Raw genomic sequence first — 21,758 nt, 5'->3', positions numbered from 1 at the left:
GAAATACAATACTTCTATTCTACCCTTAACATTGCTATCAACCAAATTTGTCCTTACTCCTTTTTTATTAAAGGGTTTTTTCTGCTCATAAAAACACCACTAACACCCTAATCATGGTTATTATTTTATTGTTTAGTCAACCAGTGTGGTCGATACCAGTCTTGAGAATAATGACGTTGTCTTTTTACACTATAATCATCTGCTGTCATTGTAATCGTTATTTGACCACTATCTTGAGTGCTGAGCCAATCAATATGGTTATCTTGATAGCGCTTTTTAACCGCTTGTGACGGCAGTCCCCACGGATTAAAATGACCGATGGAAGCAACAGCAAGTGATGCTGCAATAGCACTCAGTAAAGTTTGAGTTGAGGAGGTGTTACTGCCATGATGTGGCACTATAATAATGTCAGCCTGCCAAGCTTGAGTTTGCATTAACATCACTAATTCTGATTTAGCGTCAATATCCCCTGTTAATAAAATACTTGGTCCATGACCATCTATCGCTTGAATTCGAATAACACAAGAATCTGAATTGGTTGCTCGCCCTGTTGCTTTAGGTGGCCACTTAACTACAAAATCAAGACCTTGCCACTGCCATGTTTGCCCTATAACACACTCAGAAAATTCTGCTCGTTGATCACTGCTGTATTTAGTAGCAGGCTGATAGCGCTGAATAAGATACTCACTACCCCCAGCATGATCGCTATCAGCATGACTCAAAATTAACCCATCAATCGCGGTTATTCCTTTATTGGCCAATATTGGAGTAATAACGGATTTTGCAATGCTGTTTTCATTCCACGAATTCCCCGTATCATAAATAAATACTCGCTGCTGTTTTTCAATTAAGATAGCTAAGCCGTGACCCACATCTAACACACTGAGTGTCCATTGTCGTGGTTGATGATTATTTTCCCAACGCCAACTCATCACAATAAAAATCACACTGCAATAAAACCATCGAAAAAACCATATTGGTAATAATGGCCATACAACGATCGTTATTGCACCAATCACCAGCCATGGTGTTAAAGCTGCAGGTAACATCATCCATGCACCATGACTCCATGCTGCAATATTTAGAATAGGGCTTAGTGAGACATCAGCCAGTAGCCAACACCATGATGATAGCCACGGCCACCATGAGGTGATGACACCCATTAACACTAAGGGAACGGTAATAATACTAACCCAAGGCACGGCAACTAAATTGGTTAATGGTGCTGCTAAAGATACACCACCAAACCACCACCATTGCATTGGCAACATCAAGAGTAATAAATAGCCTTGTAACTTACAGAGGTGCTTTAGCTTTTGATATCCGCGTTGATACCAAGGTAACGTCGCCAAATTCGGTGAGTTATCTGTCATCATCATGGCTAAAAAAATAATAACCGCATTAAAAGACAGCCAGAACCCTGCGCTATAACTCACAAAAGGTTGCCACAATAAGCAGAGGCCGACAGTTACTAATACCACTTGCCACGGTAGCCAATAGATTGCAGTTACTCTTAAAATGCCTACGATTAAACACATTAACAGTGCACGTAAGGTGGGTAAACTAAACCCCGCTAACCATGCATAGCCTAATGCAAACGCCAATCCACTCAATAACGGTAGCCATAACCAATAATGTGTTTGAGGAAGACATAACCGCAATAGATAACCTAACCACCACCCCATTAACATCGCAAGTCCGATATGAAGCCCAGATATTGCTAACAGATGCGCCAAACCACTATCACGAAGATAAACCCAGTCTTGCGCTTTAAGTCCATCTCTTAGCCCAAAGCTTAATGCAGTTAAGTAACTTTGATTATCACGATTTTTCAGTAATGGCGTAATTTGATCTAACCATTGCTGTCTCAATGAGGTGGAGGAAGATAGTCGTATTGGGATCACATCACCGCTGTTTACTACCGCACTACCATGAATACCGCGACTTAAAGCATATTGTTCACCATCAAAGCCAGCTTGATTAACTCGACCGACAATACGACTTAACCTTACCGGTAATCGCCATACTTGCCCTTGCTTCAACGGGGGCGGATTTTTCCACATCACCATTAACCGCACTGGAAAAACAAAATCAACCTTGGCGGAATGTAGGTTGAGCACTTTGACCTCAAAATTCTCAATGGGTATATTTTCATTAAAAAGCGTACTAACGCTAACATCTATGGTAATATTAGTTCTGTTTTTTGGAATGCTATCTATGTCGTTAATATATTGATTAGCATCAAAAACAGCCCATAATATAGCGAGTGAAAAGCAAATAACGATAACATTTCGACACACTATAAATATAATACCGCCAACAGCTATTAGTAATAATAAATACCAATATGGTGGTAATATATTAAAAAAATGTAACGATAGAAAACCGCTGATACTCGTTATAAATATTTGAACCATATGGCCTTAGCCAGTTTAAAAAAAATCATTATGCCAAGACATTTCATTAAAAAATTTCTGCCTAGCCATGAAGTAATTAAACGCCAAAAAGCGTTGAAAATATTTGGGAATCTACTTTATAACCCTAATCTATGGTGTTTAAACCGTCGCTCAGCGTCTGGTGCATTTGCTGTAGGTCTGTTTATGGCCTTTGTTCCACTTCCTAGTCAAATGTTAATGGCTGCAGGTTTAGCTATTATGTTTGGTGTCAATTTACCGCTCTCTGTCGCGCTAGTATGGGTCAGTAATCCTGTTACTATGCCGGTACTCTTTTACGGCGCTTACAAACTCGGTGCGTGGGTATTACACAGTCCAGATGTTGGATTTCATTTTGAATTAACATGGGATTTCTTGTTAAATCAAATGAGCCAAATCGGTCCTCCATTTTTACTAGGCTGTTTTATCTGTAGCGTTTTAAGTGCGTTAATCGGATATTTTGGTATTCGCTGGCTATGGCGCTACTCAGTTGTACGTAGCTGGAATCGCCGTAAATTTCGTATTCCTAAAGCGCACTAACAATTATTTTTTATCATAATAAAACTCCATCACGGTGGAGTTTTATTGTTAATCGTTTTTTTTTGAGAAATAGCCCCCACTGTTTTAGCTGCGCTTACTCACCCTTTCACTATTAGCCGATCTACCGCACATCTATTGACCATTATCCCTTCAAACACCCCATCAAAAACTTATATTGCTAATTAGTTGCATTTTATACCTAATAGTAATTACTATTGTTCAGTATACTATTAAACGAGAATACATCCTTAAATAGCAGTCACTTAGCTAACAGCTAAATAAACATTAATAATTAATTAAAGGGAAATAAGATGGAAAACCCAGTGAAAAATTTACTGACAAAAGGCTGGAAATGGTTTGTCATCGTTGGCGTAATAGTGGCTCTTGCAGGTATTTTTGCCATTAGCTTACCTGTTGCAGCAGGTATGACGATCACCACAATTATTGGTGTGATCTTTTTAGTCATTGGATTGGTACAGGTTTATCACACCTTTAGTATTCCACAATGGAAAACCAAGATATGGTATGTCATTAGTGCACTCTTTTACCTCATTGGCGGCTTATTTATTTTAGGACAACCTTTTATTGGGTTAGTCACTATTACCGTACTAATGATTGCAACTATGGTCTTTAACGGTATTACACGAATGGTGTTTGGCTTTAGCAGTCGAGAGCATCTTGCAGGCTGGCGCTGGATTGTATTCAGTGGCTTATTGTCTACCGCAATTGGGGTGTATTTCTTTAATTTAATGCACAACCCAGAGTTTTCAATGTCGCTATTAGGAATTTTTGTTGGGGTTTCATTAATATTTGAAGGAATTAGCTTTATTTTCATTGGTTCACAAATGAAAAAAGCACTTCATAAGTAAAGACTAATATTAAAATGATTATTAAAGCTTCAGTACTCTACTGAAGCTTTTTCTTTATAATTCAAATAATAACTTACCATAAACATAACTAACAAATCATTTTAGCCACAATTTATTATAAAAATATTGCCTTTAGTCGAAAATTTAAGTAAAAGTGTTTTTTTTATACTTAGGTGATACTGTTGATGGGTTATCTTACTCTATTTAGCTTACTGCTAAGCGTTTTATTAATAAACGCAACGAGTATAACTACGCCAGCAACATCCTTCCAGTATGCTTTACATTCAATGTCAGCATTTAGCGTTACCAGTAATGAAGAAAACTGGAACGATAATGTCATTATTTTATCGAATAATACTCATAAAACACGACAGCTATCAAAAACCGAGAAAAAGAATTTTGTTCCTGCTCTAAATTGTGACAACAATGCCACTCAGCGATTACACCCAATAATAAGTCATTATTCTAAGCATCAACGGTATCCACTTCTTGAGCTTGCTAATTTTCAATACCGTTTTACCCATAGTCGTAGGCAGTTAAGGTTACTCAATTACCGCGACATTTACTTTAATTATGACTCTGACTACAAGGACTACATAGATGCTTGATTCATTTGTATCTATTTTTTCAGCGCTATGGCAACAAGATTTTGCAGCATTACAAAACCCAGAAAGTATTGTAATGATCTATTTTTGTGTCACCTTTGTTATTTGGCTGGAAAGCGCATTTTTACCTGCTGCACCGCTACCTTGCGACAGTATTGTTATTTTAGCAGGCACATTAGGTGCTATGGGGATCATTGATTTTAAACTGATTGTGTTTTTATTAATTGTTGCTGCTGCAGTTGGTAGTTGGTTGGCATATTTACAAGGTCGCTGGCTTGATCATTTACCCAAGGTAAAACGGTGGGTCGATATGGTGCCACCTCATCGAATGCAGACTGTCGATAAGCTGCTTATTCGCCATGGTATCGTAGCTTTGTTTACTGCACGATTTATTCCAGTTGTACGCCCACTATTGCCATTAATGATGGGATTTAGGGTTAAGAATCAAGCCCACTTCTTCCGCTTTGCTTGGCTAAGTGCAACGGCATGGGTATTACTGCTAACAGGGCTAGGTTACTTATTAACGTTATTACCAGAAAATGTTGCGCGTGTGACTACCATGGTATTGATGGTTGCGCCTTTTGTTACTTTAGGTATCGCAATCATTAGTCTGTTAAGTAGCTGGCTGCTGAAGCGTTTTAAAAAAAATAACATCGCTTAATCTCTGTTTACAGTAACAATATACTAATCAATAGCTATAAAAAAACCCGCTAACAGTTAGCGGGTTTTTTATCATCTGTATACGGGCTTAAACTTAGAAGTAGAAGCGAGTACCGAATACGATGTTTGTTAGGCTGTCTTTCGCTTTGTTGCCAGAGAACTCAATATCGTCAGTTGCGATGTTGTAGTTAACTTCTGCGCTTAGAGCAACGTTAGGATTGATGAAGTACTTAACACCACCAGCTAGTTTAAGGTTAAGTGCCCAAGAATCGCCACTCTTACCAAAGTCAGAACCAGCACCATCTTTGTTGTTGTAGTTTAGAGCAGCAAGCTCAGTTGCAACACCTACGTAAGGAACCCAGTTAGTAGAGTTAACAAAGTTGTACTCTGTGAATACACCTAGCTTACCGCTAATTGCATCGTTTTCATCTTTAGCTGCAACAGATGCAGTACCACCAACTTCCCAGTTGTCTTTTACGAAAGTACCGTAAGAACCGTTTAAGTTTAGATCCCAACCGCTACCAAGCTTAGCATTACCTTGAACACCAATCTCTTGTGTGCCAGCAGGAAGTTGAACAGCTGCTTGTGCTGCTACAGGAGCCATTACAGCAAAAGCTACTAATAAACCAAGTGCATTCTTTTTCATGTTAATTCCTAAATTGTGTTTTTTTTATAAACAAATAGCTGTCCATTATAATTAATAGTCATATCGATGCAGGGTAAATCCCTTTCCAATAACGACAACAGCATACTCGTATTTAAGTAACGACAAATTATCACGTAAAAATGACACTGTTAAATTAAAAAATATAAATTCACAAAAAAAAGAACAGTGTTCGTAATTTATATATAACAAATTTCCTGATCAGCAATCATTGACAAACCTCAGCCAGCATCAGTACTGGCGATTGGTACTTTTTTATAATCCAGCCAACGAAAACACTGAAAATCACAGCGCATAAAATAAAAAAAACAATGTTTGTTATTGTCAAAATAATCACATGTTTGGTCAAAAAATAACCATAATTATCAATTAACCGTCAAAATAATTACTTTTAGATCTTATTTTTATGTTTATTTATCTATTAAAATGAACTTATTTACTGATTGATAATAAAAAACCAACATCTTACGAGGGAGATCATAGTTACTATTACTTTAATCACTAATATCGCTCAAATACTCCCATAAAAAAACGAAGCCGAAGCTCCGTTTTTTATTATCTACACCGATATAATCCAAATCGGTTATTACTTTGCACTTAATACACGAGCAGGTTGTAATCGACTAGCACGAGTTGCTGGGTACCATGTTGCGAGTAAACTCAATACAATCGCTGTTGCCGTAACAATTGCAACATCCTGCCAAGCTAATTGTGTTGGTAAGAAATCGACAAAATAGATATCACCTGATAGGAACCTATGTCCGATAATTTTCTCTATTACTCGTACAATATGGGTTAAATTAATCGCAACTAAGGATCCAAATATCGAACCAATAATACTACCAAGCACACCTGATAATACGCCATGCCAAACAAAGATAGCTTTAATCAGCCGATCACTTGCCCCCATTGTGCGTAAAATGGCAATATCTGCGGCACGATCTTTTACAGCCATCATCAGCGTTGAAACAATATTAAAACAAGCCACACCTATCACTAATACCATCACTAAATACATAATGGTGCGTACCATTTGAATATCACGGTATAAATAGCCGTATTTTTGTGTCCAGCTCTTTAAGTAGACATAAACAGGTAAAGTATCGCCAACTTCTTTTACTATTTGTTGAGCATCAAGCACATTATCAACATTCATCTCGATGCCAGAAACACCCTGCCCCATATCTAAATATTGTTGTGCATCTTGTAACGGTACGATCGCTAAACTGTGATCGATCTGTCCGCCTAACGCAAGCAAGCCCACAACTTGTAGACGAATACGTTTAGGCGCTCTTAACTTCATTTCAGGATCGGTATTTGGAATCATCGCGGTGATCCAATCACCGACCTTTAATTTCAGTTTAGTTGCAACACCTTGCCCTAAGATCACCTCGCGCTTACCGGCAGTGAAAGTTGACCATGCATTATTCTTTACATAATGAGGCAACTCACTCACTTTAAGCTGTTCTTTAGGATCGACACCACGCACAGCAACGGCTTTTAGTTTGGCGCCTCTTTCAAGCAGTGCTGTAAATTCAACATAAGGCGCTGCAGCTGTAATGTGTGGGTGCAGCTCAACTTGCTTTAATAGTGGTTTCCAATTGTTCAATGGCGGTTCTACTGCTTGTAACTCACCTTGAGGAATAACAGACAGTACTCGCGTTTGTAGCTCACGTTCAAAACCATTCATTGCAGATAAACCAATGATGATCACTGCAACCCCAACCGCAATACCAAGCATTGATGACAATGAGATAAATGACACCATTCGATTGCGTTTTTTAGAACGGTTAAATCGGCTACCTATATAGAGGGATAAAGGACGAAACATTACTTCTCCTTAACCTCTGCTAAAATGCCATCTTGCATGTACATACAGCGATCAAGTTTTGATGCTAACTGCCTATCATGAGTTACCACTAAAAATGCAGTACCAGATTCTGCATTTAACTTACGCATCAAATCATAAATATCTAATGCTGTTTGGTGATCTAAATTACCTGTTGGCTCATCGGCAAGCACAATCGCTGGGTTATTAACTAATGCACGAGCAATAGCAACCCGTTGGCGTTCACCACCACTCAATTCTGATGGGCGATGTTCAAAACGATGATCTAAACCCACCATTGCCAGCATATCTTGAGCACGAGTACGCGCCTCACTAACGGCAACGCCACCAATCAATAATGGCATTGCCACGTTTTCTGTGGCAGTAAAATCAGCTAACAAATGGTGAAATTGATACACGAAACCAATATCTTGATTACGGATTTTGGCTTGTTTATTTGAACTTAATGTATCTAACCGCTGCCCTTTAAAAAACACTTCGCCGTTAGTCGGTTCATCTAGTGCCCCTAAAATATGCAATAAGGTACTTTTACCCGAACCTGAAGAACCAACAATAGCAACTAATTCATGATCTGCTATTTCAATATTGACCTGTTTTAATACTTCAGTTTGTAATTGACCTTCTTGATAGGTTTTACATAATTGCTGACAAGATAATAAAGCATTATTCATAACGAAGAGCCTCAGCAGGACGGACAGCGGCCGCACGATAAGAAGGGAAAATAGTCGCTAATAAACTCAAAATAATAGCGCCAACAATAACAGCCAAAATTTGCATCGGCTCAAAATCTACCGGTAGAGAACCACCAATTGCAGCGAGGTTAACACCGAAAAATGCCATAATTGGATTTATATAATGAGACAGTATCACACCAAAAATGCCACCTAATAATGCGCCAATAACACCGCTACTTGAGCCTTGAACCATAAATAGTGTCAGTACCTGTCGATGGGTCATACCTTGGGTTTTTAGAATTGCCACTTCCGCTTGCTTTTCCATTACAACCATGATTAATGCGGAAATAATGTTAAACGCAGCGACACCAATGATAAGTCCTAACATTAGCCCCATCATGTTTTTCTCCATTTTAACCGCTTGAAATAATTCACCACGTTGTTCACGCCAATCAGACCATTTCCAATCATTAGGCAACGGTATTTTTGCAAGTTCAGTGACGGCAAATGGATCATCAAGGTACAACCGCCAGCCTGACATTTGATCTAGTTTGTAATGTAATAATCGACCTGCATCAGAAATATTAGTGAAAACTAACTGTTTATCAACGTCAGATCCGGTATCGTAAATTCCAGACACGGTAAAATTTCGCTGACTAGGTAAGCGACCTAAAGGGGTAAATTGGCTGGCACTAGTGACCATAAGACGAATTTTATCACCCGGCTGAATATCTAATTCAACAGCCAGTGCTTGACCAATAATTACGTTAAAACTACCTGGCTGAAGGTCTTTTAATGAACCCACCATTAAATGATCAGCAATCGGATCATATTGGTTTGGTTCAATACCTATCATCATTCCAGCGGCTAACGAATTCGCACTTTGAATGATAGTTTCACCCCGTGTAATTGCCGTAACTTTAGTTACATGTGGCAATTGCTTGAGTACTGTTGGAACCTGCTCAGATAATGGAACTCGCCCATCAGCATGCGTTACAACAGCTTGCGGTAACACACCTAAAATTCGGTCTTTGAGTTGTTGTTCAAAACCGTTCATGACTGACATTACGGTAATTAATGCCATCACTCCAACAGTAATACCCGCGGTTGACATATAAGAAACGAAGCGACTAAAACGGTCACCTGAACGTCCTCGTAAATAACGTAAACCAATAAAAAAAGATACAGGATGAAACATAGGCTTAAAAAACCACTCCTTTATTTGATGACTCAAGAATACGCGTTAACGGCACGGTTTACCATCTAGCAAGGTAAATGTAATGTAAAAACAGTGAGTAAAAGATAGCCGCTTAACGGAGATCACTTGCTCGTCGGTACGCTCTAAGTAATAATTAACCCACATGTCACGATATAATCTGGGTTACATAACCTCAATAGTGACAACGCCGATGACAACTAACAGGCAGTGAGTAAGTAATGAGACAAGATGAATATTTTTCAGTTCACTTAGGACTAACAATCAATGTCGAACCATTAACTGATGGAAAACCACTCCCCGATGTCGACACCTTTCGTGCTGAAATACCGCCACTGTTCCGTATCTCGAGCGAATGTAACACGCTCGAAGAAAATGCAGAACGGCTATTAGCTGGATTTGGCAAACAAGACAGTAAACTCTTAGTCGATTACCTTAGCGCTCAAAATAGTAAAATAAACCTACTGTTATCTTACGTGCTATCTCAACAAGATAATGCTACTTATCGATATATAACCGAGACCTTTGGTGCGAGTAATGTAAGCTTTTATAGCTCACATGAATTTCCGATTGGGCAAAATGTCACCGTTAAACTATTTTTAGATCACCCTGCAGCGGCAATTTATTGTTATGCTGAGGTGGTTAACTGCTCCGTTTTAGAGGATCGTTTTTTAATTCAGCTTCATTACACGCGACTGTTAGAAGACGATCGTGATTTATTAATCCGTGCCGCACTGCATTGCCAACAAAAGCTTTTACGTCAGCGGGCCCAACAACGAAACATGAATAATAACAATGACGAATAAAACATTACTTTCCATTCCCGTACCTAAAAAATCTGGGGATAATCGTTACATCGGTAATTTATCAGGTTCTGCGTTGGCGTTGTCATTAGCAGAAATTGCGGCCAAACATAACGGGCCGATACTTACTGTTGTTGCTGATACTCAAACGGCACTAAAACTGCAGCCTGAAATAACTCAATTTTGTGATATTGATGTCCATGTTTTTCCTGATTGGGAAACACTGCCGTATGATAATTTCTCACCTCATCAAGATATTATCTCTGAGCGTCTCGCACGTTTATATAAAATGCCAACTCAAAAAAATGGCATTATATTAGTTCCTATCAGTACGCTATTGCAGCGCCTTACGCCTCAAGAATTTATTCATAAGCATGCCTTAATTGTCAAAAAAGACGATCGGATTTCGCTAGAGAAATTGCGTCTTCAATTAGAGGCATCAGGCTATCGTCATGTTGATCAAGTGATGGAGCATGGTGAATATGCAAGCCGAGGTTCATTGGTTGATCTCTTTCCTATGGGTAGTAACGCACCCTACCGAATCGATTTTTTTGATGATGAAGTTGATTCTATTCGCCAATTTGATCCTGAAAATCAACGTTCAACAGCAGAAATCGCCACGATAGATCTTCTACCAGCGCATGAGTTCCCAACGGATGAATTAGCGATTGAAAACTTTCGTATGCGCTGGCGTGAACGTTTTGAAGCACGCCGTGAGCCTGAATCTATTTATCAACAAGTCAGTAAGAAAATCTGGCCAACAGGTATCGAATATTGGCAGCCACTGTTTTTTGATCATACCGAAACCTTGTTTGATTATTTACCTAGCAATGCATTATTGGTGACCTTAGGTGATTTAGAGCCAGCGGTAGACACCTTCTTGCACGATGCAGAGTACCGCTATGATCAGCGTCGCGTTGATCCATTACGACCATTACTCGCCCCTAAAGAATTATGGCTAACTAAAGATGAAATGTTTAGTGGCTTTAAGCAACTGCCACGAGTAAGAATACAACGCGATCCAATTGATGATGAAAAAGTAGGCCGTTATAACCCTGCATTAACCGCTGTTCCAGCTATTACTATTAATCATCAACTTAAAGAGCCGTTCGCTGAACTGCGTCAGTTTACTGAGCAATTTAAAGGAAAAATTATTTTCTCGGTGGCTTCAGAAGGTCGCCGCGAAGCACTATTTGATTTATTAGCTCGAATAAAGCTTCGTCCAACTGTTTTTGATAGTCTTGAAGCAGCAATGGCTGATAAAAAAGCCAAGCATTGCCTTGTTATTGGTGCCGCTGAAAACGGTTTTATTCTAGAAAAACCCGCTGTCGCTTTTATTTGTGAAAGTGATTTATTGGGCGAGCGTATTCAACAACGTCGCCGTAATGATAAAAAGACCACGGTTAATGCTGATACCATTATTCGTAATCTGGCTGAATTACAAGTCGGTCAGCCTGTGGTTCATATCGATCATGGTATTGGACGTTATCAAGGTTTACAAACGCTAGAAGCTGGCGGCATTAAAACTGAATATGTCACCCTTGAATATCAAGGTGGTGCAAAACTGTATGTACCTGTCGCTTCACTGCACCTTATTAGTCGTTATTCCGGTGGCGCTGAAGAAACCGCACCGATTCATAAATTAGGTGGTGAAGCGTGGGTTAAGGCGCGCCGTAAAGCTGCTGAAAAAGTACGTGACGTTGCAGCAGAATTACTGGAAGTTTACGCCATGCGTGAGCTAAAACCAGGCTTTAAATTTAAACTTGATCGTGAAAGCTATGCTGATTTCTGTACCAGTTTCCCTTATGAAGAAACCTACGATCAAGCATTAGCGATTAACGCGGTACTGTCTGACATGTGCCAACCTAAAGCGATGGATCGTCTAGTCTGTGGTGACGTTGGTTTTGGTAAAACAGAAGTCGCAATGCGAGCAGCCTTTGTTGCTGTTGACAATAATAAACAAGTAACGATCTTAGTACCGACAACACTATTAGCGCAGCAGCATTTCGAGAACTTTCGCGATCGCTTTGCTAATACGCCGATTCGCGTTGAAGTGCTATCTCGTTTTAAAACAGCCAAAGAACAAAAACAGATTCTGGCAGATGTTGAAGAAGGTAAGATTGATATTCTTATTGGTACTCACAAACTGCTTAATAGTAGCGTTAACTACCATGATCTTGGGTTACTGGTGGTTGATGAAGAACACCGCTTTGGTGTCCGCCAAAAAGAAAAGATTAAGGCGATTCGAGCCGACGTTGATATTCTAACGCTAACTGCAACACCCATCCCTCGAACGCTTAATATGGCAATGAGTGGTATGCGTGACTTATCGATCATTGCAACGCCACCCGCGCGTCGTCTAGCAATCAAAACTTTTGTTCGTCAAAGTGATGAAAATATTATTCGCGAAGCCATATTGCGTGAAATCAGCCGTGGTGGTCAGGTTTACTTCCTGCATAACGAAGTCGATAGCATCGAGCAAACCACAGCAGATTTGGCTAAATTGATTCCAGAAGCACGAGTCACTTTTGCACATGGTCAAATGCGTGAACGTGAACTTGAAAAGATCATGGGTGATTTTTACCACCAACGTTTTAATGTCTTAGTTTGTACTACTATCATTGAAACGGGTATCGATGTACCTAGCGCTAATACCATTATTATGGATCGTGCAGACAATCTCGGTTTAGCCCAATTACACCAGTTACGTGGTCGTGTGGGTCGTTCTCATCATCAAGCCTATGCTTACTTACTGACACCCCATCCTAAACGGATGACCAAAGATGCGGTTAAACGCTTAGAAGCCATTGCATCATTAGAAGATCTTGGTGCCGGCTTTACTCTAGCAACCCATGATTTAGAAATTCGTGGTGCTGGTGAATTATTGGGTGACGAGCAAAGTGGTCAAATTCAATCCGTTGGTTTTAGCTTATTCATGGAAATGCTAGAACAAGCCGTTGAATCATTACGTGAAGGTAAAGAGCCAACACTTGATGACTTACTCAAGCAGCAAGCTGAGGTAGAAATGCGTATTCCAGCATTGCTACCTGATGATTATATTCCTGATATTAATACCCGTTTATCGCTCTATAAGCGTATTGCAAGTGCAACCAATGACAATGAACTTAATGAAATTAAAGTTGAGTTAATTGATCGCTTTGGTTTGTTACCAGAAGCGGCAACTAACCTGTTAACAGTGAATAGTCTTAAACTCAAAGCTGCCATTATTGGGGTTAAGAAAGTAGAGAGTAATGAAAAAGGCGGTTATTTTGAATTTAAACAAGATGCAGCTATTAACCCTCATTTTCTAGTCGGCTTACTACAAACACAACCGCAGCACTTTAGAATGGAAGGACCAACTAAACTCAAAATTGTATCGGAACAACCAGATCGTAAAAAGAGAATTAAATTTATTGAAGATCTGCTTAACCAATTTAGAGAAAATATGATCTAATACCGACTAACCCTAGATACTCGTCTAGGGTTTTTCTTTAGTATCATTATTACCTTACCGACTATCACTTCATAGACCACTATTATCATGAAACTTGATTACCAACTTACCACACCACGGCTTATTTTACGGCCATTTAAAACTGTCGATTTAAACGCCTTTTTTGAAGCAGTTAGTCAATCAGCACCTTACCTTGAGCCGTGGTTAGAATGGTGTGACAGTGATTTTGACCAACAACAAGCCCATGAGTGGATCGCCGCTAGTCGTTTAAGTTGGCAGCATGATTACAGCTATGAGTTAGCGATTTTTGATCGTTTTAATGATGATTTTGTAGGTACAGTTTCGCTCAGTGCTATTACGCCATTATTTAATTCCGCTAATCTCGGCTATTGGATCAGCCACAATTATCATCGCCAAGGCATAGCGACGGAAGCGAGTCTCGCTATTATTCAATTTGGCTTTCAAATATTAGGTCTTACTCGACTAGAAATTATTACTCATATTGATAACTACGCCAGTCAAAAGACCGCATTAGCTTGTAATGCTATTTTTGAATGCGAAGCAAGAAATCGTATTTTTTATAGAAATAAACCAATCAATGGCTATGTGTATTCTCTGATACCACAAGATTTATATTAAACCTTATTATCGGCATTGATATTAGTATGCATCAGTACCTTTCACCCTTGAAACATTACACACTTATGTCGAGCAACATTGGGGAACCGAGGTTCGGTTTCATACTTGTAAACTTAACGATCTTTCATTAGATGCACTGCTAACGTTTCTTTTATCTCGCAATAAGATCACTCTTGATGGTGATCTCTTACACACCAATAGAGATAATATCTGTCAGCATTAAGATAATTATCGTTCAATTGGTACATAACCCTATTTATCTTATGGATAATGGTAGCGGCTTTACCATTATTTATTTGATATAACCGCTATATATTAATAAGATCACCACCTGTACTACAAACATTTGAAGTACAGGTGGCATTATATTTTTCTGTTATGTCTATATATTTAAAAAATAACCAATAGAGACGTTATGATTTATCAATTTTAGTTATTATTTTTGAAATGTTAGTATCAAATAATAACTCTGTATCTTCTAGCCACTGATAGCGTTTAGTATATAGCTTCCTTTTATTTCTATTTAAACTTTCTAAATCTTTTTTAGGAATCTCTAACGGTATTTTATAAAAATTACCATCAAAAATCTCAGCCCCATATTCTTGCCAATGACTGTCATAATCAAAGGTAACGGCATTACGTTTACGACCAATATATCGCCAAGATTGATACATATGAGATCTATTACTTATCCCAAATAGCATTTTTAAATCCAAGCTGTGGGCAAGCATAATGGCAAATTCAAGAATCAATGCTTTGGGTCGAAGTCCATGACACCCTTTTGTTAAGGCTTTTATTACATCATTTCTATTTTCAACATCATGATTAGGTCCTTGTATCGAGCCTATATACATTGAACCTTGATGTTCTGAGCTCAAATTCATTGTTATCATATAGATACGTTGATTCTTATCATTCACTAAACGTAAACCTAACGCTCCTTCCCTATTTTGTCCCCGATCTAATATCAGTTTATATTTAGCTTCATTACGATCTTCTATTTCTAATACACAATAACCTTCATCTCGATAAATTAAGGGTAAATTAGACGAGAATAGCTCTGACATGCATTGAAAATGTTGAGTTACCGAAGTAATTCTTTGCTTTTTATTCCAATTAACGCATAAATAAGGTTTAAATGGTTTTTTTACAATATGTGGATGTAACGCTAATATCACACTAAGATTGGGTGTTAAAAAAGTATTTATTAAGTGCTTTAAGCGTGAGTAATGCAAATAGCTCCATATTATAAATCGTGTGTCTTTACGCTTTTTCTTCCAGCCAGAAGATTTATAATTAAGATGGTTAGCAATATTTTTTATATTGTTAAAAAAACAATTCTCAGAATTTAATTTATAACTCGCATCAGTCAACTCTCCTTGATGAAGTAAATTTATATCATTAAGATTATTGTTCATTTTCTATCTATCAACCTTATGCTTATAATTTCTTGTGAAAATAAATCACCATCACAATATTCAGAATAAGCATACTACAGTAACAGGAATTCAAATCAACTAGCAGTATAATATGTAAAACGTCACTAACTTTTATTTACGAATAGTTATGCTAACAATATGCTATAAAAACTAAAAAGATTATATATTCCACCTTAAAATTTAATTCTTAGATTGTTATTTCATACTGTTACTTCTGAAAGAGAATGATATTATTAGTTAAATTTATTCAGTAAGGACACACTAGTGCCAAAAATTATTATTGCAGTGGTTATCGCTGCCGTGGTTGCGTTTTTTCTTTATCGCTCTTACAACAACAAACAAGCCGCACAAGAAAATATTAAGATTGGACAGGAATTTCTAGCGGCAAACAAACTAAAACAAGGCGTGCAAACCACTGCTTCAGGTTTACAATATTTGGTATTACAACCAGGTACTGGCACTGAACATCCAAAACCAACAGATACAGTGACTGTCCATTACCATGGTACATTAATTAATGGCACTGTATTTGACAGTTCAGTTGATCGTGGTGAAAAGATTTCATTTCCACTAAATCGAGTGATTAAGGGCTGGACGGAAGGCTTACAACATATGGTTGTTGGCGAAAAAGTGCGTTTCTTTATTCCTGCAAATCTTGCGTATGGTAATAATGGCGCAGGCAGCATTCCACCAGGATCAGTACTGATCTTTGATGTTGAGTTATTTAAAATTAATTAAATTCTCTGCATCAATAAAAACGCCAGTATGGAACTCTAACAAAAGAGTTACTACCATACTGGCGTTTTTTATTAGTTTAATATTACGCTAATTTATTAGTGCAATTTCAAACTAGGACGAAGTACACGGTTAATTCTACCCACTAACATAATCAAACCGGTTTTAAACATGCCATGTAACGCCATTTGATGCATACGATACAATGAAATGTAAACCATACGAGCAATACGGCCTTCAACCATCATTGAACCTTTTGACAAGTTACCCATTAAGCTACCAACAGTCGAAAAACGGCTTAATGATACTAATGAACCATGGTCACTATAGATGTAAGGTTTTTGCTCACGATCAGATAATTTAGCCACGATATTAGCAAAACAACGACTTGCCATTTGGTGTGCAGCTTGCGCGCGTGGTGGTACAAATGAACCATCTTCTTGCACACATGATGCCAAATCACCAATAACATAAATGTTATCATCACGAGTGGTTTGCAGCGTTGGTTTCACCACTAACTGATTAATACGGTTAGTTTCAAGACCTGCGATATCTTTCATGAAATCAGGCGCTTTAATACCAGCAGCCCACACCATAATTTGCGCAGGAATATGTTCACCATCTTTAGTAGTTAAGCCTGTTTCATCAGCCTTTGTTACCATCGTCGCAGTACGAACATTAACACCTAACTTAGTCAGCTCATTATGTGCTGCTTGAGATATGCGTGGCGGTAATGCTGGTAAAATACGCTCGCCAGCTTCAACTAAGTTAATGTTTAAACGGGAACTATCAAGATCACCAAAACCGTAGTTATGTAATTCTTGCACAGCATTATGTAACTCAGCAGAAAGCTCTACGCCCGTTGCACCTGCGCCAACAATTGCAATATCAACTGTTTTTTGATCTTTATTAGCATGTAACTTCATGAACTGGTTATTCATTTCACTACGGAAACGGTGTGCCTGCTCAGGACTATCAAGGAAAATACAGTTATCACGTACCCCCTGAGTATTGAAATCATTTGATGTAGAACCAATCGCCAATATTAGAATATCGTATTCTAATGAGCGCTCAGGCACTAATAGTTCATTATGCTTGTCATATAATGCCGCTAAAGTGATGGTTTTAGCATCACGATCAATGTCCTGCAATGAGCCCATTTGGAAATCAAATGAATGGTTTTTAGCATGGGCGCGATAACTAATTGCATCAACACCAGCATCTAACGATCCTGTTGCAACTTCGTGTAGCAATGGCTTCCATAAGTGGCTTGCACGACGATCAACCAATGTAACTTCAGCACGACGCTTACGGCCTAATGTTCGACCCAATTTAGTGGCTAATTCTAAACCACCAGCACCACCACCAACAACGATAATACGTGTCAAGATAGCTTCCTCTCTAATTTATATGATTTTTAAAAACTGACAAAGACTCAATTGCATAACAGTCTGCTAATCGTAAATAATCAAGCATCAAGACCGCTAGGCGAAAAAGTATCTATATATTTAAGTTCACGTACGTAGGCAGACGGATCTACGACCCGTCTGTGATATGTAGGAGGTAATGGTTCCGTTGTTACTGCGCTTTAAACGCTTTTATTTTTTGTAGATGTTGCGAGATTTTTGTAAATTTATGAGATTCATTTTCATCCCATATAATATCGTAAAATTGATCTAGCTCATCTTTTGTTTGCTGATTATCTAACACTTCATCATGAGTTGAAAGGATACAAAGACAATTTCCTGTATTTTTTTTACGAAAATTTGTTACACACTTTGTCAGAATATCCTCGTATTCCTCAGGACGGTCTATTTTTCCTTCCATATTATGCTCAGGATGCAAATTAGGATTAAACATTACTTGTTTTATGCCTGATAAGAAGCCAATTCGTTCAGCCCAATATCCACCAAGACCAACACCACAAATTAGCGGTTGTTTGTCATTGCAGGTTTCTAGCAATTTATGCACTTCTTTCAATAAATGTTGCATATCATGCTTAGGATGCAACGTACTATAATTTAGAAATCGAACATCAGAATCAATAAATTGTAATTGCAATACTTTTTCATGATTACCTGGGCTTGTAGAGTCAAAGCCATGTAAATAAATAATCATTGTTGCCCCTCACTATCTAGTAATAATTTTACGTACTATCTATACCGATATAGTGAGGTTAAATCCATAATATAAGTAGTGTTTTAACAAATTTAAAACAAAAACTATGATCTCGTCTACAAAAAACTATTCATCAAGATAATAGCGGTTACAACTCAAGTGCTATTTTTAATAACTTACTTATTGTTTTTAAACAACATTCTCTTATGCATCACTTAATACATTATTAATGTATTCAATAAGTTGTAACTGTAATTGCGATGCATGTTGTAAATATTGTGGTTGATGCCAAACATCATAACCAACGTAATACCACAATAATGCTAAATATTGGCACCACGGTTTCCAACCAATAACAGCTTGTAACCAGTCATGTTTATTAAAGTGTGTTTCTTTGTCAACCAACTGTCGATAGTCGCAATAATCACTTATAGCTAATTCATCATCGAGGTCATTGGCAATAATTGTCATGGCTAAGTCTAAACTTGGATCACCTGCCGCAGCATATTCCCAATCGATAATTTTGGCATTTTCCGCCGTTGAACCTTGATTTGAAAATGGCACAATAACGTTATAGCGCCCGAGATCAAAATGGCAGCAACAATCAGCAAACACTGTTGGTATTGGGTGATTTTGAAAGTAATTATAAATGGCCGTTAATAGCGGTGTTTTATGTTCAGTGTCAATATATTGCCAATAATGCAGTCCTCGCTGTTGAATATCTAGCCGCCAACAAGGTACTGGTAATTGATGCACTTTTGCCTGTAATTGACACAGTGCCGTATTCGAAAAATGGGGAGATGCCTCTATGCCAGCAAGCCATTCAACAAACAACCCTGTTACTTGATCTGTTGATGAATGACTATTAACAACCAATTGCAATGGTTTAGGGGCTAAGCCCGTATCAGAGATCATTGTCAATAAATCATATTCATGTTGACGTTGAATACCAAATGCATGAGCCGCAGTAGAAAATGGCCGCCATACATAGTGTTTGGTTTGATTTGTTGAACGATGAAATAACTCGACTTTCCAACAGCGGTTAGTTAATCCTCCCGCTAACTTTGATGCTGAAACAAACTCAGTATCGGGTAAAGTCCGTAAAAGATCATGATTAAAATGCACATGATCACCCATATTATTGCTCCTTACCCGATACCAATACGTCTAAATTACCAAGTAGCACTATTAGTTGCGGCGGCTTGTATAATTTGATCTTGACCAGACCATTCAATCGTACCTGATTTTAAATCCATCAAACGCATTGTCATTTTATAATATGCTTGTTTGCCGTTTGAGGTCGATTTCATGACTGTTGATACGTGCCCATACAGCATATATTGTGCGCCAACCATATTACCAAATTGAATCGCTGTACTTTGGTTAACAAAACGGTCATCTTGACTGAAATGTAATTGTTTACGTACCGCTTTAACACGTGCAGGATCAACAAAACGGAACTTACCTGAATCTTGAAGACGTTCACTGATCATTGCCGTTAAAGCGTTAGTATCAACATGGCTACGGGTCTGATTTTTTATACTATCAACCACAACAATCGGTTCACCACTCGCTGTTATTGAGCGGATCGCTGCTGAAGCCAGCATTTTATCGACCATTGATGATGATAATTTTTCTAAGTCACTAGCACCAAAATTTGTCACTGCATTTTCAATACCATGTAATCCACCACCATAATTAATCGGTTGAGCACACCCGCCTAATAACGTTGCTGTTGCTAGTAAGGCTATTACACTCTTTTTCATTTTTATTACCTTTATAATGTTATCTACTGTTGCTTAATTTTGTGTATCACGCACAACAATACGGTATTGTGTCGCCGCAGTGGTCGGTGCCAATGCCTGCAGTGACAATCTTTGATTAGGTTTAATGATCAATGTTTGCAAGGTTGGTATTGAATGACAAATCTCTAAACCACTACCATCATACCAATAAAAACGATAGCTCAATGATATCGCTGCGTCAGTTTTATTGGTGACATCAACAGATGCATGCAAATAGCCACCCTGCAACTCTGTTTGTGAACGACTAAAATCAAGTTTATTCGCTAATATGGTATTACCAATCACAACATGGTGATTACCCTGCTCAAGACTGATTCCAGGTATTGTTATGCCACTACATCCCGTAACCAGAACGGCTAACAATATCGATAACGCATATCTATACTTCATGCTACATTCATGTACAGCTAGGCTGCAGCCTCCTCAATTTGATAACCTATTTTATTAACACCCTATTATCAGTTTACTCAATAGAATCAAAAAAGCTTGAGCAAATCACCACTATCTATTAATTAGCGATGTCATACTCAAGCTTTATTATCAACATATTTGATTACAGTTTTGTGCTAGTCATTATAAGTGATTAACTGACAACCATTGGACCTAACGGACGACCGCCTAATAGATGCATATGAATATGATAAACTTCTTGGCCACCGAAAGGATTGCAGTTCACAATCAAACGATAACCATCTTCAGCAATCCCTTCACTTTGTGCAAGTTTACGTGCAACGGTAAACATACGCCCCATCATTAATTCATCTTCTGCTTCAACATCATTCACTGTTGGCAGTAATTTATTTGGAATAATAAGAATATGGCTTGGCGCACGTGGATTTATATCACGAAATGCAGTGACTAATTCATCTTGATATAAAATGTCTGCTGGAATTTCTTTGCGAATGATCTTACTAAAAATAGTTTCTTCAGCCATACCTGACTCCATTTAATAATCAGCTTAAATATATTCTTGGTTGAGTATGCGCTACCAATGCTTACAGAGCAATATTGAACACCGTTTTAAACACTTTTTTCACTAAACATTTCATCTTTTACCGTTAATTTTGCAACAACCGTCAAAATATTCACCAATGTCGTTATCAAACAGTCAAGAGTTTGAAGTTCGCGTCGATAGATAAATCAAACTGACGTAACATTATAAATATCAATAACAATGACTAAATCCATTACCTTTGTCGTTGTTTGAAACCAACGGTAATTGTTAGATAAGGACAATACGATTCTTAAATATACCG

20 protein-coding genes and 1 pseudogene are annotated in these 21,758 nt (G+C 38.1%); 9 read left to right on the top strand and 12 right to left on the bottom strand.

Annotated features, from left to right (window positions below):
* Positions 1-125: 125 nt before the first annotated feature.
* Positions 126-2,417: a DNA internalization-related competence protein ComEC/Rec2 gene (locus tag G6R09_RS08100; RefSeq protein WP_065166208.1), complete on the bottom strand. Its 2,292-nt coding sequence runs from the start codon at positions 2,415-2,417 to the stop codon at positions 126-128.
* A gap of 30 nt (positions 2,418-2,447) precedes the next feature.
* On the opposite strand from G6R09_RS08100, the gene G6R09_RS08095 reads away from it, so the two are divergent.
* The 4 genes from G6R09_RS08095 (at position 2,448) to G6R09_RS08080 (ending at position 5,107) form a co-directional block, all read left to right on the top strand.
* Complete coding sequence (locus G6R09_RS08095) at positions 2,448-2,972, top strand: DUF2062 domain-containing protein (RefSeq protein ID WP_065166566.1); 525 nt, start codon at positions 2,448-2,450, stop codon at positions 2,970-2,972.
* Between the two features lie 311 nt (positions 2,973-3,283).
* Positions 3,284-3,841, top strand: coding sequence for an HdeD family acid-resistance protein (locus tag G6R09_RS08090; protein ID WP_036795227.1), 558 nt, complete (start codon positions 3,284-3,286; stop codon positions 3,839-3,841).
* 185 nt (positions 3,842-4,026) lie between these two features.
* The gene (locus G6R09_RS08085) at positions 4,027-4,449 is read left to right on the top strand and encodes a hypothetical protein (RefSeq protein WP_065176632.1); all 423 of its coding nucleotides are present in this window, start codon (positions 4,027-4,029) and stop codon (positions 4,447-4,449) included.
* On the top strand, positions 4,442-5,107 hold the full coding sequence (locus tag G6R09_RS08080; protein WP_065166211.1) for a DedA family protein: 666 nt from the start codon (positions 4,442-4,444) through the stop codon (positions 5,105-5,107). Before G6R09_RS08085 ends, G6R09_RS08080 begins: the two co-directional genes overlap by 8 nt.
* Positions 5,108-5,200: 93 nt before the next feature.
* Here G6R09_RS08080 and G6R09_RS08075 read toward each other — a convergent pair whose 3' ends face one another.
* The 4 genes from G6R09_RS08075 to lolC all read right to left on the bottom strand — a co-directional run bounded on the left by G6R09_RS08075 (position 5,201) and on the right by lolC (position 9,491).
* Positions 5,201-5,752, bottom strand: a complete 552-nt coding sequence (locus tag G6R09_RS08075) for an outer membrane beta-barrel protein (RefSeq protein WP_065166212.1) — start codon at positions 5,750-5,752, stop codon at positions 5,201-5,203.
* Between the two features lie 604 nt (positions 5,753-6,356).
* Positions 6,357-7,601, bottom strand: a complete 1,245-nt coding sequence (gene lolE / locus G6R09_RS08070; RefSeq protein WP_163921607.1) for a lipoprotein-releasing ABC transporter permease subunit LolE — start codon at positions 7,599-7,601, stop codon at positions 6,357-6,359.
* Entirely contained in the window at positions 7,601-8,290 is a 690-nt protein-coding gene (gene lolD, locus G6R09_RS08065; RefSeq protein WP_065166214.1) for a lipoprotein-releasing ABC transporter ATP-binding protein LolD, read from the bottom strand. Before lolD ends, lolE begins: the two co-directional genes overlap by 1 nt.
* A complete protein-coding gene (gene lolC, locus G6R09_RS08060; RefSeq protein ID WP_065166215.1) occupies positions 8,283-9,491 on the bottom strand; it encodes a lipoprotein-releasing ABC transporter permease subunit LolC in 1,209 nt (402 codons plus the stop codon). The genes lolD and lolC overlap by 8 nt, the downstream gene beginning before the upstream one ends.
* Positions 9,492-9,730: 239 nt before the next feature.
* On the opposite strand from lolC, the gene G6R09_RS08055 reads away from it, so the two are divergent.
* The 4 genes and pseudogenes from G6R09_RS08055 to G6R09_RS08040 all read left to right on the top strand — a co-directional run.
* Complete coding sequence (locus G6R09_RS08055) at positions 9,731-10,315, top strand: PilZ domain-containing protein (RefSeq protein ID WP_065166216.1); 585 nt, start codon at positions 9,731-9,733, stop codon at positions 10,313-10,315.
* The gene (gene mfd, locus G6R09_RS08050; RefSeq protein ID WP_163921605.1) at positions 10,305-13,766 is read left to right on the top strand and encodes a transcription-repair coupling factor; all 3,462 of its coding nucleotides are present in this window, start codon (positions 10,305-10,307) and stop codon (positions 13,764-13,766) included. The genes G6R09_RS08055 and mfd overlap by 11 nt, the downstream gene beginning before the upstream one ends.
* A gap of 87 nt (positions 13,767-13,853) precedes the next feature.
* A complete protein-coding gene (locus tag G6R09_RS08045; RefSeq protein ID WP_065166218.1) occupies positions 13,854-14,405 on the top strand; it encodes a GNAT family N-acetyltransferase in 552 nt (183 codons plus the stop codon).
* A 49-nt stretch (positions 14,406-14,454) separates the two neighbouring features.
* A pseudogene (locus G6R09_RS08040) lies at positions 14,455-14,628 on the top strand (DUF2492 family protein); the annotation flags it as partial.
* Between the two features lie 190 nt (positions 14,629-14,818).
* On the opposite strand, the gene G6R09_RS08035 reads toward G6R09_RS08040, so the two are convergent.
* Complete coding sequence (locus tag G6R09_RS08035) at positions 14,819-15,823, bottom strand: VirK/YbjX family protein (RefSeq protein WP_163921603.1); 1,005 nt, start codon at positions 15,821-15,823, stop codon at positions 14,819-14,821.
* Positions 15,824-16,108: 285 nt separating this feature from the next.
* On the opposite strand from G6R09_RS08035, the gene G6R09_RS08030 reads away from it, so the two are divergent.
* Entirely contained in the window at positions 16,109-16,582 is a 474-nt protein-coding gene (locus G6R09_RS08030) for an FKBP-type peptidyl-prolyl cis-trans isomerase (protein WP_060996557.1), read from the top strand.
* A gap of 95 nt (positions 16,583-16,677) precedes the next feature.
* On the opposite strand, the gene G6R09_RS08025 is transcribed toward G6R09_RS08030, so the two are convergent.
* The 6 genes from G6R09_RS08025 to hinT form a co-directional block, all read right to left on the bottom strand.
* Positions 16,678-17,967 carry an NAD(P)/FAD-dependent oxidoreductase gene (locus tag G6R09_RS08025; protein ID WP_163921602.1) on the bottom strand — a complete coding sequence of 430 codons (1,290 nt, stop codon included), beginning with the start codon at positions 17,965-17,967 and terminating at the stop codon, positions 16,678-16,680.
* A 190-nt stretch (positions 17,968-18,157) separates the two neighbouring features.
* The gene (gene ycfP / locus G6R09_RS08020; RefSeq protein WP_065176633.1) at positions 18,158-18,697 is read right to left on the bottom strand and encodes an alpha/beta hydrolase YcfP; all 540 of its coding nucleotides are present in this window, start codon (positions 18,695-18,697) and stop codon (positions 18,158-18,160) included.
* Between the two features lie 204 nt (positions 18,698-18,901).
* A complete protein-coding gene (locus G6R09_RS08015) occupies positions 18,902-19,834 on the bottom strand; it encodes a phosphotransferase (protein WP_163921599.1) in 933 nt (310 codons plus the stop codon).
* A gap of 35 nt (positions 19,835-19,869) precedes the next feature.
* Positions 19,870-20,463, bottom strand: a complete 594-nt coding sequence (lpoB, locus tag G6R09_RS08010; protein WP_065166221.1) for a penicillin-binding protein activator LpoB — start codon at positions 20,461-20,463, stop codon at positions 19,870-19,872.
* A gap of 33 nt (positions 20,464-20,496) precedes the next feature.
* Positions 20,497-20,892 (bottom strand): YcfL family protein, encoded by a 396-nt coding sequence (locus G6R09_RS08005; RefSeq protein WP_163921596.1) that lies wholly within the window; start codon positions 20,890-20,892, stop codon positions 20,497-20,499.
* 193 nt (positions 20,893-21,085) lie between these two features.
* A complete protein-coding gene (gene hinT, locus G6R09_RS08000) occupies positions 21,086-21,436 on the bottom strand; it encodes a purine nucleoside phosphoramidase (protein WP_065166223.1) in 351 nt (116 codons plus the stop codon).
* Between the last annotated feature and the right edge of the window lie 322 nt (positions 21,437-21,758).

The sequence above is a fragment of the Photobacterium sp. Alg240-V54 genome (genome assembly GCF_900537155.1).
In the GTDB taxonomy this organism is placed as follows: Bacteria; Pseudomonadota; Gammaproteobacteria; order Enterobacterales; family Vibrionaceae; genus Photobacterium.
This window is presented reverse-complemented; position numbering and strand designations above follow the sequence as displayed.

What these genes read in the sequence shown, in the direction of transcription:
- G6R09_RS08035 (WP_163921603.1), bottom strand. Translation starts at nt 15,823, where the DNA reads ATGAACAATAATCTTAATGATATAAATTTACTTCATCAAGGAGAGTTG.
- G6R09_RS08015 (WP_163921599.1), bottom strand. Translation starts at nt 19,834, where the DNA reads ATGGGTGATCATGTGCATTTTAATCATGATCTTTTACGGACTTTACCC.
- G6R09_RS08005 (WP_163921596.1), bottom strand. Translation starts at nt 20,892, where the DNA reads ATGAAGTATAGATATGCGTTATCGATATTGTTAGCCGTTCTGGTTACG.
- lolC (WP_065166215.1), bottom strand. Translation starts at nt 9,491, where the DNA reads ATGTTTCATCCTGTATCTTTTTTTATTGGTTTACGTTATTTACGAGGA.
- G6R09_RS08095 (WP_065166566.1), top strand. Translation starts at nt 2,448, where the DNA reads ATGCCAAGACATTTCATTAAAAAATTTCTGCCTAGCCATGAAGTAATT.
- lolD (WP_065166214.1), bottom strand. Translation starts at nt 8,290, where the DNA reads ATGAATAATGCTTTATTATCTTGTCAGCAATTATGTAAAACCTATCAA.
- G6R09_RS08090 (WP_036795227.1), top strand. Translation starts at nt 3,284, where the DNA reads ATGGAAAACCCAGTGAAAAATTTACTGACAAAAGGCTGGAAATGGTTT.
- G6R09_RS08055 (WP_065166216.1), top strand. Translation starts at nt 9,731, where the DNA reads ATGAGACAAGATGAATATTTTTCAGTTCACTTAGGACTAACAATCAAT.
- G6R09_RS08080 (WP_065166211.1), top strand. Translation starts at nt 4,442, where the DNA reads ATGCTTGATTCATTTGTATCTATTTTTTCAGCGCTATGGCAACAAGAT.
- G6R09_RS08085 (WP_065176632.1), top strand. Translation starts at nt 4,027, where the DNA reads ATGGGTTATCTTACTCTATTTAGCTTACTGCTAAGCGTTTTATTAATA.
- lpoB (WP_065166221.1), bottom strand. Translation starts at nt 20,463, where the DNA reads ATGAAAAAGAGTGTAATAGCCTTACTAGCAACAGCAACGTTATTAGGC.
- G6R09_RS08100 (WP_065166208.1), bottom strand. Translation starts at nt 2,417, where the DNA reads ATGGTTCAAATATTTATAACGAGTATCAGCGGTTTTCTATCGTTACAT.
- ycfP (WP_065176633.1), bottom strand. Translation starts at nt 18,697, where the DNA reads ATGATTATTTATTTACATGGCTTTGACTCTACAAGCCCAGGTAATCAT.
- mfd (WP_163921605.1), top strand. Translation starts at nt 10,305, where the DNA reads ATGACGAATAAAACATTACTTTCCATTCCCGTACCTAAAAAATCTGGG.
- G6R09_RS08075 (WP_065166212.1), bottom strand. Translation starts at nt 5,752, where the DNA reads ATGAAAAAGAATGCACTTGGTTTATTAGTAGCTTTTGCTGTAATGGCT.
- hinT (WP_065166223.1), bottom strand. Translation starts at nt 21,436, where the DNA reads ATGGCTGAAGAAACTATTTTTAGTAAGATCATTCGCAAAGAAATTCCA.
- G6R09_RS08045 (WP_065166218.1), top strand. Translation starts at nt 13,854, where the DNA reads ATGAAACTTGATTACCAACTTACCACACCACGGCTTATTTTACGGCCA.
- lolE (WP_163921607.1), bottom strand. Translation starts at nt 7,601, where the DNA reads ATGTTTCGTCCTTTATCCCTCTATATAGGTAGCCGATTTAACCGTTCT.